The 16917-nt window shown below is 62.7% G+C and carries 17 protein-coding genes; 9 read left to right on the top strand and 8 right to left on the bottom strand.

Annotated features, from left to right (window positions below; translation table 11 throughout):
* Positions 1-21: 21 nt before the first annotated feature.
* The 3 genes from BJ994_RS10560 (at position 22) to BJ994_RS10570 (ending at position 2508) form a co-directional block, all read left to right on the top strand.
* Positions 22-870 carry a glutamate ABC transporter substrate-binding protein gene (locus BJ994_RS10560; RefSeq protein ID WP_167993938.1) on the top strand — a complete coding sequence of 283 codons (849 nt, stop codon included), beginning with the start codon at positions 22-24 and terminating at the stop codon, positions 868-870.
* Positions 871-937: 67 nt separating this feature from the next.
* Positions 938-1615 carry an amino acid ABC transporter permease gene (locus tag BJ994_RS10565; protein ID WP_167993940.1) on the top strand — a complete coding sequence of 226 codons (678 nt, stop codon included), beginning with the start codon at positions 938-940 and terminating at the stop codon, positions 1613-1615.
* Positions 1612-2508, top strand: a complete 897-nt coding sequence (locus BJ994_RS10570; RefSeq protein ID WP_167993942.1) for an amino acid ABC transporter permease — start codon at positions 1612-1614, stop codon at positions 2506-2508. Before BJ994_RS10565 ends, BJ994_RS10570 begins: the two co-directional genes overlap by 4 nt.
* Positions 2509-2551: 43 nt before the next feature.
* On the opposite strand, the gene dapE is transcribed toward BJ994_RS10570, so the two are convergent.
* The gene (dapE, locus tag BJ994_RS10575; RefSeq protein WP_167993944.1) at positions 2552-3643 is read right to left on the bottom strand and encodes a succinyl-diaminopimelate desuccinylase; all 1092 of its coding nucleotides are present in this window, start codon (positions 3641-3643) and stop codon (positions 2552-2554) included.
* Positions 3644-4037: 394 nt separating this feature from the next.
* On the opposite strand from dapE, the gene dapD reads away from it, so the two are divergent.
* Positions 4038-5006, top strand: coding sequence for a 2,3,4,5-tetrahydropyridine-2,6-dicarboxylate N-succinyltransferase (dapD, locus tag BJ994_RS10580; RefSeq protein ID WP_167993946.1), 969 nt, complete (start codon positions 4038-4040; stop codon positions 5004-5006).
* 15 nt (positions 5007-5021) lie between these two features.
* Positions 5022-5885, top strand: a complete 864-nt coding sequence (locus BJ994_RS10585) for a hypothetical protein (RefSeq protein ID WP_167993948.1) — start codon at positions 5022-5024, stop codon at positions 5883-5885.
* Between the two features lie 23 nt (positions 5886-5908).
* On the opposite strand, the gene BJ994_RS10590 is transcribed toward BJ994_RS10585, so the two are convergent.
* Positions 5909-6520: a hypothetical protein gene (locus BJ994_RS10590; RefSeq protein WP_209066782.1), complete on the bottom strand. Its 612-nt coding sequence runs from the start codon at positions 6518-6520 to the stop codon at positions 5909-5911.
* Between the two features lie 208 nt (positions 6521-6728).
* On the opposite strand from BJ994_RS10590, the gene galE reads away from it, so the two are divergent.
* Entirely contained in the window at positions 6729-7742 is a 1014-nt protein-coding gene (gene galE / locus BJ994_RS10595) for a UDP-glucose 4-epimerase GalE (protein ID WP_167993952.1), read from the top strand.
* Positions 7743-7829: 87 nt separating this feature from the next.
* Here the strand turns inward: galE and BJ994_RS10600 are convergent, their stop codons facing one another.
* The 3 genes from BJ994_RS10600 to fdxA all read right to left on the bottom strand — a co-directional run bounded on the left by BJ994_RS10600 (position 7830) and on the right by fdxA (position 10715).
* On the bottom strand, positions 7830-9113 hold the full coding sequence (locus tag BJ994_RS10600; RefSeq protein ID WP_167993954.1) for a citrate synthase: 1284 nt from the start codon (positions 9111-9113) through the stop codon (positions 7830-7832).
* Between the two features lie 128 nt (positions 9114-9241).
* Positions 9242-10381 (bottom strand): succinyldiaminopimelate transaminase, encoded by a 1140-nt coding sequence (gene dapC / locus BJ994_RS10605; RefSeq protein ID WP_167993956.1) that lies wholly within the window; start codon positions 10379-10381, stop codon positions 9242-9244.
* Between the two features lie 7 nt (positions 10382-10388).
* On the bottom strand, positions 10389-10715 hold the full coding sequence (gene fdxA / locus BJ994_RS10610) for a ferredoxin (RefSeq protein ID WP_167993958.1): 327 nt from the start codon (positions 10713-10715) through the stop codon (positions 10389-10391).
* Between the two features lie 170 nt (positions 10716-10885).
* Here fdxA and BJ994_RS10615 point away from each other — a divergent pair, with 170 nt between their 5' ends.
* Both BJ994_RS10615 and BJ994_RS10620 read left to right on the top strand, forming a co-directional pair.
* Entirely contained in the window at positions 10886-11128 is a 243-nt protein-coding gene (locus tag BJ994_RS10615; RefSeq protein WP_167993960.1) for a putative acetyltransferase, read from the top strand.
* A 56-nt stretch (positions 11129-11184) separates the two neighbouring features.
* The gene (locus BJ994_RS10620; RefSeq protein ID WP_167993963.1) at positions 11185-11679 is read left to right on the top strand and encodes an ArsR/SmtB family transcription factor; all 495 of its coding nucleotides are present in this window, start codon (positions 11185-11187) and stop codon (positions 11677-11679) included.
* Between the two features lie 16 nt (positions 11680-11695).
* Here the strand turns inward: BJ994_RS10620 and BJ994_RS10625 are convergent, their stop codons facing one another.
* From BJ994_RS10625 to BJ994_RS10635, 3 genes are all read right to left on the bottom strand, one after another.
* Positions 11696-12193, bottom strand: coding sequence for a hypothetical protein (locus tag BJ994_RS10625; protein ID WP_167993965.1), 498 nt, complete (start codon positions 12191-12193; stop codon positions 11696-11698).
* A 6-nt stretch (positions 12194-12199) separates the two neighbouring features.
* A complete protein-coding gene (typA, locus tag BJ994_RS10630; protein WP_167993967.1) occupies positions 12200-14116 on the bottom strand; it encodes a translational GTPase TypA in 1917 nt (638 codons plus the stop codon).
* Positions 14117-14291: 175 nt separating this feature from the next.
* The gene (locus BJ994_RS10635) at positions 14292-16127 is read right to left on the bottom strand and encodes an ABC transporter ATP-binding protein (protein WP_167993969.1); all 1836 of its coding nucleotides are present in this window, start codon (positions 16125-16127) and stop codon (positions 14292-14294) included.
* Positions 16128-16228: 101 nt separating this feature from the next.
* Between BJ994_RS10635 and BJ994_RS10640 the strand changes: the two genes are divergently transcribed.
* A complete protein-coding gene (locus BJ994_RS10640) occupies positions 16229-16858 on the top strand; it encodes a PH domain-containing protein (RefSeq protein ID WP_167993971.1) in 630 nt (209 codons plus the stop codon).
* Positions 16859-16917 lie beyond the last annotated feature (59 nt).

The raw sequence follows: 16917 nt of genomic DNA on the forward strand, positions 1-16917 counted from the left end.
GAAAGAACGCGAGGAGAAATCATGCGAACAACACGATATGCAGCCGCAGCAATGGCAGCAGCTGCGGCGTTGACCCTGTCCGCCTGCGGCGGCGGAGGCGAGAGCGGCGGTGAAGGCGGCGGCGAAGGCGGCGGCGAGGCCGGCGGTGAGACGGTCCGCATCGGCATCAAGTTTGACCAGCCAGGACTCGGCTTCGACGAGGGCGGCTCCTACACCGGCTTCGACGTGGACGTCGCCAAGTACGTTGCAGGTGAGCTTGGGTACACCGAGGATCAGATCGAGTGGGTCGAATCCCCTTCGGCCAACCGAGAGAACATGCTCGCCAACGAGCAGGTCGACATGATCTTCGCAACCTACTCGATCACCGATACGCGCAAGGAGACCGTCGACTTCGCGGGCCCTTATTTCATAGCTGGCCAGGACCTGCTGGTACCCGCTGACAGCGACATCTCGGGTCCAGAAGACCTCGAGGGCAAGAATCTCTGCTCCGTGACCGGCTCCACCTCGGCGACCAAAATCAAAGAGGAGTACCCCGGGGTCAACCTCGTGGAGCAGCCAGGCTACGCCGAGTGTGTTTCGGTCATGGCGAGCGGCGCGATCGACGCCGTTACAACCGATGACATTATCCTCGCTGGGCTTGCTGCCAACGCGGAAAGTGGAGATTTCAAGGTCGTCGGCAATACCTTCTCAGAAGAGCGCTACGGCGTAGGGCTCACCAAGGGTAGCGAGCTGTGCTCGGACATCAACGCCGCAATCGAGAAGATGATTGAAGAGGGCGCCTGGGAAGAGGCCCTGCAGAACAACCTCGAAGGTGTGGACTACGAGCCGAACGCGGAACTGAACCCGCCGACGCCGGATGACTGCGCCTGATTGACACTAATCGCGGTGGGGCAGCTACGGCTGTCCCACCGCTCGTCTATGCATTGGAGGCCGAATAATGGAGGACTACCTGTCCCTCCTGGTCGAATACGATGTCCTCGGGGCATTCTGGGTCAACATTCAACTGACCCTTTGGGCCGGACTGTGGTCGTTCCTGCTAGGCACGCTGCTGGCACTCATGCGGATCTCGCCCATAGCCAGTCTGCAGTGGCTTGGCGCGGCCTACGTCAACGTCTTCCGAAATACCCCGCTGACCATCATCCTCGCCTTCGGTTTCCTTGGCCTGTTTGGTCAGCTCGGCTTCACGCTCGATGAGGACCTCAATGTAAGCCTGTTCCGCATCGCGATCCTCGGGCTCGCTATTTACCACGCGGCCTTTGTTTGCGAAGCTATCCGGAGCGGGGTGAATACCGTCCCGCTCGGTCAGGCGGAAGCAGCCCGTGCGATCGGCCTGAGCTTCATGCCAGCCGCCCGGCTTGTCATCCTGCCGCAAGCTTTCCGCGGCGCAATTGCGCCGCTTGGCAACGTGCTGATCGCCCTTATCAAAAACTCGACGGTCGCAGCCGCAGGGTCCGTTGCAATTGAGACTTCGACGGTCATGAAGGAAATGATCGAGTTCCGTTCCGACGTGATCTATCCAATCTTCTTCACTTTCGCAATTGGATTTGTGATTCTTGTAATTCCAATCGGCCTGCTCACTACCTGGGCTTCAAAGAAACTGGCGGTGGCACGATGAGCGCACAGCAGGTTCTCTTCGATGCGCCGGGGCCGAAATCCCGCCGCAACATCCTGATCGGCAACATTATTGGTGCGATCATTATTGTCGGACTCATCGGTTATCTGATTGTGGCCCTGACTGCCCAGGGCCAGTTTGCACCGGAACGATGGAGCCCGTTCCTTGAATGGGACACTTGGCGGTTCTTCCTGCTTGAGGGACTTTTCTACACACTCCGTGCGGCAGCAATTTCCGTAGTGACCTCGATTATCTTCGGCCTGATTTTCGGTTTAGGACGTCTGTCTCACGTGGCCGCGATTCGGTGGTTCAGCGGGATCGTAGTCGAGTTTTTCCGCGCGGTACCTGTGCTTCTCATGATGATCTTCTTCTGGCTGCTGCTAGGCAACTTCGGTATTTTCCGCCCCCAGGACTCACCCTTCGTTGCAGTAATTCTCGGCCTTACGCTGTACAACGGATCGGTCATTGCGGAGCTGGTCCGGTCGGGCGTCCACAACCTTCCCAAGGGTCAGCGTGAAGCTGGACTCGCGATTGGTATGACGCGAACGCAATCGCTGCGTGCAATTGAGATCCCGCAAGCGCTGGTCGCCATGTTGCCGGCATTGGTCAGCCAGTTCGTGGTGATCCTGAAGGACTCTGCGCTCGGCTACATCATCACCTACTCCGAGCTACTCGCCTATGCGCGGCGCCTTGGCTCGGGTGAGGGAAACATTTTCCAGTCACTCATTGTTGCTGCGGTGATCTTCATCATCATCAACTTCCTGCTGACCTCTCTTGCCACCAAGCTATCCCGGCTGCTGAGTTTCAGGACCGGAGGAAAGACGCGCAAGGACAAGAACGAAAAAGTGCTCGTCGCTGATCCGACGAATACAGGAACAGGTGTCGGAGCAGCTTAGCTGAACGCAGCTGTAATTGGATGGCTCGTCTGGACCTTCGGGATCAGGCGAGCCACTCGTTTAACGCCTTAAGGCAGGCACGGATCGCATCGGCGTGCACGTGCTCATCATCGGAATGGGCCAGGAGTGGGTCTCCCGGACCGAAGTTCACAGCTGGGATTCCCATTGCGCTGAACCGTGCGACGTCGGTCCAGCCGTACTTCGGTTTCGGTTCTTCGCCGACCGCCGCAACAAACTCCGCTGCTGCAGGGTGGTTCAGGCCAGGACGCGCACCGGCAGCGGCGTCAGTGCGAACAACGTCGAAGCCCTCCAAGAGACTGCGGACATATTCCTCCGCCTGTTCGGGCGTCTTGTCGGGTGCGAAGCGGTAGTTCACTTCGACGACGGCGCGGTCCGGAATCACGTTCCCCGCCGTTCCGCCTGTGATCAGCACCGCGTTGAGGCTCTCGCGGAAATCCAGTCCGTCAACCGTTACCGTCGCGGGCTCGTGGTCCCGCAACCTCACCAGCACCTCCGCAACTCCGTGAATTGCGTTCTCCCCCATCCATGCGCGCGCAGAGTGGGCGGCTCGCCCCGTCGTCGTAACGTCGAAACGGGCGGTGCCATTGCAACCGCCCTCGACCGTTCCGTTGGTCGGTTCAAGCAACACCGCGAAGTCGCCTTGCAACCACTCCGGAAAGCTCCCTACCAATCGGCCCAGGCCGCTCAAGGAAGCTTCCACCTCCTCGTGGTCGTAGAACACGTAGGTGACGTCCCGTGAGGGTTCGGTAAGCGCAACTGCGAGGGCAAGCTGCACGGCAACTCCGCCCTTCATGTCGGTGGCACCGCGTCCATAGAGAACGTCGCCTTCCCACCTGCTTGGCACGGTCCCTCGCGAACCCTGCACGTGCGGGAGGGGAACGGTGTCGAGGTGTCCGGCAAGGATTACCCTCTCCTGCCGCCCCAGATTGGTTCTGGCGATCAGCGAGTCACCCTCCCGGACAACTTCAAGGTGTTCACAGGACCGGAGCACTGCCCCAACGGCGTCGGCGAGCGCTTTCTCGTTCCCCGAGACGCTCTCGATATCCATGATGTCCGCCGTGAGCTGCGCGACATCGGCGGTCGGGTCGAGTGTCAATATTTCGGAAGCCGTCATGTTTCCAAGCGTACTGGGCGAGGGTCCCGGGCCGAGCGCGCGAGGTTTGGGAGCCCAGGAAGCGCGTACTGGGCGAGGGTCCCGGGCCGAGCGCGCGAGGTTTGGGAGCCCAGGAAGCGCGTACTGGGCGAGGGTCCCGGGCCGAGCGCGCGAGGTTTGGGAGCCCAGGAAGCGCGTACTGGGCGAGGGTCCCGGGCCGAGCGCGCGAGGTTTGGGAGCCCAGGAAGCGCGTACTGGGCGAGGGTCCCGGGCCGAGCGCGCGAGGTTTGGGAGCCCAGGAAGCGCGTACTGGGCGAGGGTCCCGGGCCGAGCGCGCGAGGTTTGGGAGCCCAGGAAGCGCGTACTGGGCGCGAGGTTGCAGGATCCCCGGAAGGCTCTCGGTAGAATGGAGGCCATGACTGAAACCGCATCCGCTCCCCTGACCGCCTCTGTGCCCGCCGGCCGAACCGCATCCGGTGTCGGGCTGGCTACCGTAGCCGAGGACGGAACCGTATTGGATGCCTGGTATCCGCAGCCCGTTCTCGGCGCTCTGGAAGGCAGCGATGATCCGCTGCGCGCGGAGTTGGCTGCAGTCGCAGCCCCCGACGCCCTTCGCGGCGTCACTCAGGAGGTTCTCACAACACAGATCAACCTCGATGATGCGCCATTGGACGCAGCCGATGCGTACCTGCGCCTCCACCTTCTCTCCCACCGCCTGGTCCAGCCGAACTCGATCAATCTGGACGGCATATTCGGGTTGCTCGCCAACGTGGTGTGGACCAACTTCGGCCCCTGCCCGGTCGCCAATTTCGAAATGACGCGGCTCAGGCTGCGTTCCCGCGGCACCGTGGTGGTCTACGGCGTCGACAAGTTCCCTCGGATGGTTGACTACGTCCTTCCTTCGGGCGTTCGGATCGCGGACGCCGACCGTGTTCGGCTCGGCGCACACCTCGCTGAGGGCACCACTGTGATGCACGAGGGTTTCGTCAACTTCAACGCCGGCACACTGGGGCATTCGATGGTCGAGGGCCGCATCTCTGCGGGAGTGGTAGTGGGGAACGGCTCCGATATCGGCGGCGGCTCTTCCATCATGGGCACACTCTCAGGCGGCGGAAAGGCAAGGATCTCCATCGGCGAGCGCTGCCTCCTGAGCGCTCAGGCCGGTATCGGCATTTCCCTCGGCGACGACTGCGTGGTCGAAGCCGGCCTCTACATCACGGCGGGCACCAAAGTTACCCTTCCGGATGGCAGCATCGTGAAGGCCGCTGAACTCTCGGGACAGTCAGGTGTCCTCTTCATCCGCAACTCGACCACCGGCGTCGTCGAAGCGCGCCAGCGCTCCGGGCAGGGTATTGCCCTGAATGCGGCACTGCACGCCAACTAGGTTCCTGCCGTGGTCATGACCAAAGCACAGCGACGACGACGGCGCCGCTTCCGCGCCGCGGGCGTCCTCACCACTCTGGTGGTGGTGGTCGGCGGCGGAACCTATCTTGCGATCAGCCAGCTGAATTCCTCGGAGGTTCTGGTGCGGGAGCGGTGCAGCGCCGTCGTTGGAACCACCACCTATGAACTGGCGCCGGAGCAAACGGCGAATGCCTCCACTATCGCCGGTATCGCGGTGAGCCGCGAACTGCCGCCGCGCGCAGCCTCTATCGCGCTCGCCACGGCGGTACAGGAGTCTGGCCTGCGGAACCTTGATTACGGTGATCTCGCCGGCCCCGACTCCCGCGGGCTGTTTCAGCAGCGACCGTCGCAGGGTTGGGGCACCGAAGAGCAGGTGCAGAATCCGGTCTATGCTGCCGGGGCTTTCTATGACGAGCTGGTGACCGTTCCCGGCTATGAATCCCTGCCGATCACGGAGGCCGCACAGACTGTGCAGCGAAGCGCCTACCCCGACGCCTACGCGGACCATGAACCGGAGGCACGGGCCTTCGCCTCGGCGCTCACCGGTCAGTCCCCTGCATCCCTCAACTGCGTACTGCGCAAGCCGACTGAATCGGTTGCCCCTGCGGCCGTTGAAGCGGACATCGCTGCTGTCTTCCCGAACATGCCGGTCTCTCCCGAGGTACAGGGCGTCGTCGTCAATGCAACAGGCTCGCAGGGATGGGCTGCCGCACAGTGGGCTGTGGCACACGCCAAGAAGCTGGGAATCACTTCCGTATCCCACGCGGGGCTCCAGTGGGAACGCAGCGAAGGCGGCTGGAGCACTTCGGAAACCGAAACCGGGCAGGTTGTCATTACGCTCGCACAAGAATCAGCCTAAGCTGGCCTGTCAGACGTGGAGTGTCAGGCGATGAACTCCACGACCGGCTGGACGTAGCTGCGAAACGCGGTTTCGTCGTCGTGCAGGTCTTCACTGACAAGCAGCATGTCCGGTTCGACGAACCAGGCCCGCGTCTCGCTCAGCGGCAGTTCGACGATGTCGAGTGTGAAGTTTCGCGCAGCGCGGCCCAGTTCCAGCTCGCGCTCGCGGACCAACTCGCCTACGTCCAGACGGGCGCCCCTCGCCATCCGGCTCCGTTCCCGTTCCCGGTGCGCTGCATCATATTCCTCTGTCCACGTCAGCGCGGTGCCGTAGTGGGCATGGGTCAGCTGCTGGAGGGCTGGCATCGCCTGGAGCTCCGGAAACTCGGGCGGCGTCGGCACTCTGTGCCCGTTTCCGCGGCCGGCAACAAGCTCATACCACCAGGCTTCCCATTCCACCCGAAGCGCGGTCATCCCACCGACGGCATGGACCGCCTGGCGCGGATCCGTGCAATGGACCGACGGCTTCACGGGCGAAACAGCAGGTTGGCCGATAACGCCCAGACCCGCACAGTCCCGCAGATACAGAGCGAAGCACATAGACGGCGAGGTACGCACACGCACTTTCCAGGAAGGCTCCCTGTTCACGCGCATCCGCTGCCCCGGCCTTTCCGCCGGCGTACCCGTCCGGCTTCCATGGGTGGTCTTCCAAGGGTAGACCTGTAGGGCCAAGGGCTCCAGAGGTTATCCCGCCCAGACTGAAGACTCACTTCGTCTGCACGGTGCCCATATAACTAGCGCCTCCCCGCCCCCCAAAGACTCGCTTCGCTCGCTTCAGGTCCCTACGGATAGGCTTAGACGCATGAAGATTTTGGTTACCGGCGGCAGCGGTTACATCGGCTCACATACAACCCTCGCCCTCCTGGAGGCGGGACACGACGTGGTTGTGGTGGACAACCTGTACAACTCCAGCGAGGCGGCGCTGAAGCGCGTGGAGGAACTCGCCGGCCGTCAGCTGACCTTCCAGAAGGTGGATCTTCTGGACGAGCACGCACTCGACGCCGTGTTCGCCGCCGAGCCCATCGACGCCGTCGTACACTTCGCTGGCCTCAAGGCGGTGGGGGAATCCGTGGAGAAGCCACTGTTCTACTACCAGAACAACGTGGGCGGCACGCTGAACCTGCTCCGGGTGATGGACCGCCACGATGTCTGCACCCTGGTCTTCAGCTCGTCAGCGACGGTCTACGGCGCTCCCGAGGAAGTACCGCTGATCGAGAAGATGCCGTTGGACGCCACCAACCCGTACGGCCGCACCAAGGAACAGATCGAGGACATCCTCAGCGACGTCGGCGCTGCAGACGGTCGATGGAACATCGCCTTGCTGCGCTACTTCAACCCCGTCGGCGCCCACGAATCCGGCCGGATCGGCGAAGACCCCACGGGCATCCCGAACAACCTGCTCCCCTTCGTGGCCCAGGTGGCAGTCGGGCGGCGCGAGAAGGTGATGGTCTTCGGCAACGACTACCCCACGCCCGACGGCACCGGGATCCGGGACTACATCCACGTGGTGGACCTTGCGGACGGCCACGTCGCCGCCCTGAACTACCTCACCACGCACTCCGGGGTGCACCGCTGGAACCTCGGCACGGGCAACGGCTCATCCGTGCTCGAAGTCCTCACCGCGTTCTCCAAAGCGGCCGGACACCAGATTCCCTACGAGTTCGCTCCGCGGCGTCCCGGCGACGCAGCGGTCAGTTACGCAGATCCCTCCTCCGCGTTGGCCGATCTGGGCTGGTCCGCGCACCGCTCCCTGGACCAGATGTGCGAGGACCACTGGCGCTGGCAGAAGAACAACCCCCAGGGATACGCCTCCTGATTTCCATCGAGCGGGCGCTGACGACGACGGCGGGCGGTTACCTCGCGCTTGCAAGGTAACCGCCCGCCGTCGTCCTTCGATGATGTTCTAGCGCGCCGGGTACTGGCGCTCTCCGGCGCCCGTGTACAGCTGACGGGGACGGCCGATCTTGGTCTGGGGATCCTTGATCATCTCGCGCCACTGGGCAATCCAGCCCGGCAGACGACCGATCGCGAAGAGCACCGTGAACATCTTCTCCGGGAAGCCCATCGCCTTGTAGATAAGACCCGTGTAGAAGTCCACGTTGGGGTACAACTTGCGCTCGATGAAGTAATCGTCAGCGAGGGCCTTCTCCTCAAGCCGCATGGCGATGTCGAGCAGCTCGTCGTTGCCGCCGAGCCGGGACAGGATGTCGTGGGCTGTGGCCTTGACGATCTTGGCCCGCGGATCATAATTCTTGTAGACGCGGTGACCGAAGCCCATGAGCTTCACGCCGTCTTCCTTATTCTTGACCTTCTCCATGAAGTCCTCGGGCTGCATGCCCTTGGCCTGGATCTCGCGGAGCATGTTGAGCACGGCCTCGTTGGCGCCGCCATGCAAGGGGCCGAAGAGCGCGTTGATGCCGGCGGAGATCGACGCGAACATATTGGCGTTCGAGCTGCCTACCAGACGGACCGTGGAAGTGGAACAGTTCTGCTCATGATCCGCGTGCAGGATAAGCAGCAGGTCGAGCGCCTTGACCATCAGTGGGTCCAGATCATACGGCTCGGCCGGAAGCCCGAAGCACAGGCGCATGAAGTTCTCGACGAGGTTCATCGAGTTGTCCGGGTACAGCATGGGCTGGCCGATGGACTTCTTGTGCGCGTACGCCGCGATGACCGGGAGCTTCGCCATGAGGCGGAAGGTGGAGAGTTCCACCTGCTCGTCGTCGAACGGGTCGAGCGAGTCCTGGTAGAACGTCGAGAGGGCCGAAACAGCCGAGGAGAGCACGGGCATGGGGTGCGCGTCCCGGGGGAACCCGCCGAAGAAGCCCTTCAACTCTTCGTGGAGAAGCGTGTGGCGGCGAATACGCTGGTCGAACGCGTCCAGTTCCGTTGGCGTGGGCAGGTTCCCGTAGATGAGGAGGTAGGAGACCTCGAGGAAGCTGGAGTGCTGCGCCAGTTGGTCGATTGGGTAACCCCGATAGCGGAGGATGCCCTCGTCGCCGTCGATGTAGGTAATTGCTGAGGTAGTGGCCGCGGTGTTCATGAACCCGGGGTCAAAGGTAACGGCACCGGTCTGCTTGAGAAGCTTCGAAACGTCGTACCCGTGGTTGCCTTCTGCCGCGTTGATCAGCGGGAGGCTGAGGCTTCCCCCGTGGTACTGCAGCGAGGCGCCGTTGTGCTCAGTCATTGACTCTCCTTGTGGAGCTTGTGGAAAAGCATGCGAGTTTTGCCGATGGTCAGCTAAAACGCTACCGGCAGCAACACCCTCAGCACTAATCGAAACGTCCGTTGTTGTGCAATAGCAACACAGACCACCTAGGGTTGCAGCCTTCGCACTGCAGCGTCTATACGTTGGTCCGATCCGGTCAGCGCCACACGGATGAAACCGTTACCGGCCTCGCCGTAGAAGGTGCCCGGCCCGACAATGATTCCCAGCTCCGCGAACCGTTTCACGGTCAGCCACGTATCTTCCCCCGCTGTCCCCCACAGGTACAGGCCTGCCTCGGAATGGGAGATCTTGAGCCCGAATGCCTCAAGTGACGGAAGCAGCTGCTCGCGCCGGGCGCGGTATAGATCTTTCTGCGCTGCGACATGGGAGTCATCGCCGAGCGCAACACGCATCGCTTCCTGGACCGGATACGGCACAATCATCCCCGCGTGCTTGCGGGAATTGATCAGGTTCGGCATCACAGTGGCGTCCCCTGCAACGAAGGCCGCCCGGTACCCGGCAAGGTTGGACTGCTTACTCAGCGAGTACACGGCGAGCAAAAGGTCAGTCGAGCCACCGCTCACGCGCTCGTCCAGCACGCTCGGGACCGGCTCTCCACCCGAGGAAGGGTCCCAACTTCCCCACCCGAGCTCCGCATAACACTCGTCCGAGGCGACCATCGCTCCCAGGCCACGGGCGTCGTCGACAATTGACTTCAGCTCGTTCACGCCCAGCACCTTGCCGGTCGGGTTGGACGGTGAGTTCAGCCAGACCAGGCGTACCCTGCTGCGCGTGTCAGGATCCAGTTCAGCCAGGGAATCTGCTGCCACCGGGGTTGCTCCCGCGAAGTGGGCGCCCATGTCATAGGTGGGATAGGCGGCGGTCGGGCGAACGACGACGTCGCCTTCCCCCAGCCCCAACAGCGTTGGCAGCCATGCTACGAGCTCCTTGGACCCGACAGTCGGCATGATGGCCGCGGGATCCAGGTTCGGGACATTACGACGACGGCGGAACCAGCTGCTGACCGCTTCCCGCAACTGGGTGGTTCCATGTGTTGTGGGGTAACCCGGGGCGTCGGAAGCGCCGCGAAGCGCCTGCTGTATCAGGTCCGGCGTGGGGTCAACGGGCGTGCCGATGGACAGGTTCACTTCGCCGTCGGGGTGCCGTTGCGCTTCCTGGACATAGGGCGCCATGGCGTCCCATGGATAGTCCGGAAGGCTGAGCCCGAAGGCTCCCTGCAGGCTCACGCTGCTCTTACGCTTCCTGGTTTTGAGGCGGCAGCGCGGCGATTATCGGATGGTCCTTGCCCGTGTTGCCCAGCTTGGCTGCTCCGCCGGGAGAACCGATGTCGTCGAAGAACTCGACGTTGGCCTTGTAGTACTCGGCCCATTCGTCCGGGGTGTCATCCTCGTAGTAGATGGCCTCAACCGGGCAGACGGGTTCGCATGCACCACAGTCCACGCATTCATCCGGGTGGATGTACAAGGACCGTTCGCCTTCATAGATGCAGTCAACCGGGCACTCTTCGATGCAGGCCTTGTCTTTCACATCCACGCACGGCTGTGCGATTACGTAGGTCACTTCCCACGCCTTCCCTCGGGTTTGTTTGGCGGCTAGCGGCCAAGGTGTTGCCTTCCAGCCACTGCTCGTTCCGGCCGCGGCTGCCAGCCATTGTTGCTTTTCCAGCTTAACGCAACGATCGAAGTGACCGGCATCGCCGGGCGCTGTTCGTAATATGACAGGCTTGAAGTATGGCCCCGCACCCGAAGACCATCCTTATGACGCTGCCGCTGGGTAGCCGGGTGGTGGTGCGGTATCGCATCGAGGATGGGCTCACCGATGCGCTCGGTGACCTGGTGGCGAGGGACGGTGTCAGTTGTACTATCAACGGACGCCGAGGGGCCGTCGTCGTGTCGTTGGATGCCGTAATTGCAGCGAAGCCTGTTCCGCCGCCGCCACCACGTCGCAGTGCTGTTCCGGGCCGCGGGATATGACGCTGTGTGATTGACTATTGTCAATCAGTACGCCATGCTGACGTATGCTTTTGAGTATGGAAACAGATGAGGACGTCCAGGCACGCGGCAGGGCGCTGAGCTCCCCCGTTCGGCTCAGAATCCTCCGTCTCTGTCTGCACAAGGCGCGCACCAACAAGGAAATCGCCGAGGTGCTGGAGCTCAATCCCGCCACCGCCCTGCATCACGTACGCACGCTGCTGTCCACGGGATTCCTCCAGGCCGAAGAACCGCGCACCGGCAATCGCGGAGCAAAGGAAATTCCGTACCGCGCTACGGGGCTCTCCTGGGGAAGCCGGATGCCCAACGCCGCTCCGGTCCTGGTGGAGACCTTCCTGCAGGAGATTGAGGGACTCAACCCATCGGAGATTGATGTCTGGCGGTTGGGTGTGAGGCTCAATGACGCCAATCGCGCTGAGATGATGGAGAAGATCCGCACGGTCTTCGAGGAATACGCGCAACGCCAGTCCGACGAAGACGGTACCGCGACATCAATCATGCTGGCCCACCATCTGGACCGCACAGCCAACTAGCAGAGCAATACCGCGCTTACCGGCGGGTGGACCGCCGGTCGGACAGCCGGAGCACCCGCCAGGACACAGCGACGGCGCCAACGGTCCCGACCGCCAGCCCAATCACCCAGACATAACCGGCTACCGCGACGGGCGGCGTATCCCCCGCTACGAGAATTCCGGCTGCGATGAGACTTCCGGCACCCGTCGCGGACATCAGGCCGACCAGCGCATACGCAACTACCCCGGTCAGGGCAGCCATCATCACATTCCGGGCCCACAGTCCGACGAAGACCGCGAGACTTGCGCTCAGAAGTACTGAGCCGATCGCACCCACCGGGATATGGGCCCCACCCACATGCCACACGTGCGCGTGCAGCGCTGTACCGAGAGTTGCGGCAGCTATCCCGGCGATGAGGGCCGCGGCCACACCGCGCCGGATGCTGGTTCCGTTGGAACGCACGACGACGGCGGTAGCCGGCGTGGCGCCGTCGTCGTACGTTCCGTGCGGCTCGCCCGCCGTCGGTACCGTCACGCGGTTCTAGGCGCGGGCTCGGGAACGGGCTGCGCGGAGACGCTCATTGGCGTCGAGGATGACCTTGCGGATGCGGATGGACTCGGGCGTGACCTCGACGCACTCGTCCTCGCGGGCGAATTCAAGGGATTCCTCAAGGGTCAGCTTCCTCGGCGGGGTGAGGTTCTCGAAGCTGTCGGAGGATGCCGCACGCATGTTGGTGAGCTTCTTCTCCTTGGTGATGTTGACGTCCATGTCGTCTGCACGGGAGTTCTCGCCGACGATCATGCCCTCATACACCTCGGACGTAGGCTCCACGAAGAAGGAGCCACGCTCCTGCAGGTTGATCATTGCGAACGGGGTGACCACGCCGGTGCGATCCGCGATCATGGAACCGTTGGTGCGGTACTCGATGTCGCCGGTCCACGGCTCGTAGCCCTCGGAGTAGGACGAGGCGATGCCGGCGCCACGGGTATCCGTGAGGAAACGCGTTCGGAAACCGATCAGTCCGCGCGCAGGAACGATGAACTCCATGCGCACCCAGCCGGTACCGTGGTTGGCCATGTTGGTCATGCGGCCCTTGCGTGCCGCCATGAGCTGGGTGACGCCGCCGAGGTATTCCTCCGGGACGTCGATGGTCATGTGCTCCATGGGCTCATGGATTTTGCCGTCGACGGTCCGGGTAACAACCTGTGGCTTGCCGACAGTCAGTTCAAAGCCCTCGCGGCGCATCTGCTCCACGAGGATTGCCAGCGCAAGCTCGCCACGGCCCTGGACTTCCCAGGCATCCGGGCGCGCCGTGGGCAGGACACGCAAGGACACGTTACCGATGAGCTCCTTGTCCAAGCGGTCCTTCACCTGGCGGGCAGTGACCTTAGCGCCCTTGACCTTGCCGGCCAGAGGGGAGGTGTTGATACCGATGGTCACCGAGATCGCAGGATCATCGACGGTAATCAGCGGAAGCGGCTGGGGATTCTCCACATCGGTGAGCGTCTCACCGATGGTGATGCCCTCAATGCCGGCTACAGCAACAATCTCGCCCGGGCCTGCAGATTCAGCCGGTACCCGCTCGAGGGCCTTCGTCGCGAGCAGTTCGGTGATCTTCACGGTCTTGAGCTCGCCGTTCTGGCGCGCCCAGGCCACCTGCTGGCCCTTGCGAAGGGTTCCGTTGAAGATGCGAAGGAGTGCGAGACGGCCGAGGAACGGCGATGCGTCGAGGTTGGTTACGTGTGCCTGCAGGACGCCGTCGGGGTTGTAACGCGGTGCCGGGATGTGCTCGACGATGGTCTTGAACAACGGCTCGAGGTTGTCATTGTCTGGAATCGACCCATCGGCGGGCTGTTCCAGGGAGGCTGCACCGGCGCGGGCGGCCGCGTAGACAACCGGCACGTTCAGCACGGAATCCAGGTCCAGGTCGGGGACCTCATCGGAGAGGTCCGAGGCCAGGCCAAGCAGCAGGTCCATCGACTCGCTGACAACCTCGTCGATGCGGGAGTCCGGGCGGTCCGTCTTGTTGACCAGCAGTACAACCGGCAACTTTGCCGCGAGGGCCTTGCGCAGGACGAAGCGGGTCTGGGGCAGCGGCCCTTCCGAGGCATCAACCAGGAGGACCACGCCGTCGACCATGGACAGCCCGCGTTCAACCTCGCCACCGAAGTCCGCGTGGCCCGGGGTGTCGATCACGTTGATGGTGATGGGCTCGCCATTGGCTGAGGGTCCGTCGTAGAACACGGTGGTGTTCTTGGCGAGGATGGTGATGCCCTTCTCGCGCTCAAGGTCGCCCGAGTCCATGACGCGGTCGGCAACCTCGCCATGGGCCGCGAAGGAGTTGGTCTGCTTCAGCATGGCGTCCACAAGGGTTGTCTTGCCATGGTCCACGTGGGCCACGATGGCAACGTTGCGGAGGTCGCTGCGAACTGCAGTGTTGCTCGTGGATACAGGCATGCGTGATGACTCAATTCATGGTGTGGAGAAAGATGTGAAAGTGGGCAGCACAGCGCACTTCAGTTAACAGTCTAAACTCTGCAGCAAAAGAAGGCCTAAACGGACCCAGCCAACGACGACGACGACGCCCCCTTCCGGTGGGCGTCGCCGTCGTCGTTTGCTGCAGGCTGAGTGGTTACTCAGCGGCCGCCAGAAGGCGCGCGCGCAGCTCACGGCGCTCGCGCTGCTTCTCGGGATCCGGCAATGGAACCGCTGCCAGCAGGCGCTGCGTGTACGGGTCCTGAGGGTTGCGCAGGATCTGGTCGCGCGTGCCCTGCTCAACGATCTTGCCGCGGCGCATAACGCAGATGTAGTCGGCAAGAACGTCGACCACGGCCAGGTCGTGTGTGACGAAGAGGCACGCGAAGCCCATCTCCTGCTGAAGGTTCTGGAAGAGCTCAAGTACCTTTGCCTGCACCGATACGTCGAGTGCGGAGGTTGGCTCATCAGCAACCATGAGCTTCGGCTTGAGCGAGAGCGCACGGGCAATGCCCACGCGCTGCTTCTGCCCGCCGGAGAGCTCATGCGGGTACCGGTTCCGGTAGGAGCGCGGAAGTTCCACCTGGTCCAGCAGCGTCTCGATGCGCTTCTGGAGGTCCGCGCCCTTCGCCTCGCCGGCAAGGAACATCGGTTCGCCGATACTCTCACCGATCGGAAGGCGGGGGTTCAGGGACGACGACGGGTCCTGGAAGACCATGCCGACATTCCGCCGGACGGCGCCCAACTCGCGGGAGGTGGGCTTGAAGCCGGAGATGTCAGTCCCGACAACGTTCAGGGAACCTTCCGCAACCGGAAGTAGCCCGACGGCGGCGCGGCCGATCGTCGTCTTGCCCGAGCCCGACTCCCCCACCAGTCCCATGACTTCACCCGGGTGAATGCTCAGTGTTGCATTCTCGACCGCACGAAAAGCAGGGACTCGACCCTGCTTCGGGTACTCGATCGCAACTTCGCGCAGCTCCAGCACAGCTTCGCCGCGCTTCGACCTCCGCTCCTCGGCGTTCTCATCCAATCCCTGGAGCACGGCACGCTCGCGACGCTCGAGTTCTTCTTTATCCACTCCGGCGAGGTCCGAATGGGTGGCAGCTGCCAGTGCAGCGGTAATGTCCACGTCGTCCCCACCGCCTTCAGTGCCCTGACCAAGGTGGGGTACAGCCGCCAGCAGAGCTTGAGTGTACGGGTGCTCCGGGTTGCTGAAGATTTTCTCTGCGGTACCGGTCTCGACGATGACACCCTTGCGCATCACTGCAATGCGGTCTGCGAGGTCAGCAACAACACCCATATCGTGAGTGATGAGCACAATTGCACTGTCCAGCTTGTTGCGGAGGTTGCGCATTAGGTCGAGGATTTCGGCCTGCACGGTGACATCCAATGCGGTTGTCGGTTCGTCTGCGAGGAGGAGTTTCGGGTCGCACGAGAGCGACTGCGCGATCATGGCGCGCTGACGCTGTCCGCCTGACAACTGGTGAGGGTAGGAGCGGAACGCCTTCTCAGGATCCGGCAGCTCAACCATGTCCAGCAGCTTGATGGCCCGCTCCCGGGCTTCCTCGGGCGAGATTGCATTGTGCAGCCTGAGCGTCTCAATGATCTGGAATCCCACTGTATAGACGGGGTTCAACGCGGTCATGGGCTCCTGGAAGATCACTGCGACATCGTTGCCGCGCACTTCGCGGAGTTTACTGGCTGAAAGGTTCAGGATCGACTTGCCGTTGAGGTTCACCTCTCCCGTCACACGGCTGTTGCTGGGAAGGAGGCCCAGCAGCGCCATCGAGCTTGCACTCTTGCCTGAACCGGATTCGCCGACGATGGCGAGAACCTCACCAGCGTTGACGTAGTAGTTCAGGTCAATCGCTGCAGGAACCCACTCCTTTTCCACGCCGAAGTCGACGCTGAGGTTCTTGACCTCGAGGACCGGGCCGCGGGACGATTTCTTCCCGTTTTCGCTCCCGTTGCCATCAATAATGTCGTTGGTCATAGTGCTGTCCTTCCACTGTGTGACCGTTGGCGCTGAGCAGTTGCAGGGCCTGTTTGGCCCCCGATTACTGCACTTGACCTGAATCTTGAAAATATGGGGGTATGACTTCGCCTACCGGACCGGCCCAGAGAATTGTTTTCCGTCCCCGCAGCAGCAAATGGATCATCGCAATCGCCGGAACCGTGATCGGGATTGGCCTGGTGGGTTCCGTCGTGACGTCCGGCCTGCCTGCACTGGTCACCTCCGCACCACTGCTCACCGTTGGAGCCGCCGCGTGGTGGCTGTTCTGGTACCCGTACGTCGCTGTCGGGCCAACCGCCGTGGAACTCCGCAATCCGCTGCGGACCTTCGAGGTCCCCTGGGCCGCGCTGATCCACGTTGACACCAAGTACGCACTGAAGCTTGTAACGCCTGGAGGCAGCTTTACCGCCTGGGCTGCACCAGCGCCTGGCATCCGAGGAACGCACACCGGCAAACCGGAGCACATGCAGCACCTTCCAGGGAGCAGTTACGGCGCGGGAGGAAGCGTTCGTCCAGGTGACTTGCGTAATACCGATTCCGGTATGGCCGCGCTGCTCGTTCGCACCGAGTGGGAACGGCAGGTCGAAAGCGGCTTGATCGACGTTGACACCACGGAGCAGACCATGGTGATCCGCAGGATCAACTGGCTCCCTCTCGGGCTCATTGCCGGACTGCTGCTGCTGAGCGTGGCCACTCTGAGCGTTCAGTAGCAGCAGATCGGCATCCGGGCTGGCCGTAAGACCGGCCAGCCCGTCGAAGGTCGCTATCA

Origin of the sequence: Arthrobacter pigmenti, from assembly GCF_011927905.1 — a bacterium.
Lineage (GTDB): Bacteria > Actinomycetota > Actinomycetes > Actinomycetales > Micrococcaceae > Arthrobacter_D > Arthrobacter_D pigmenti.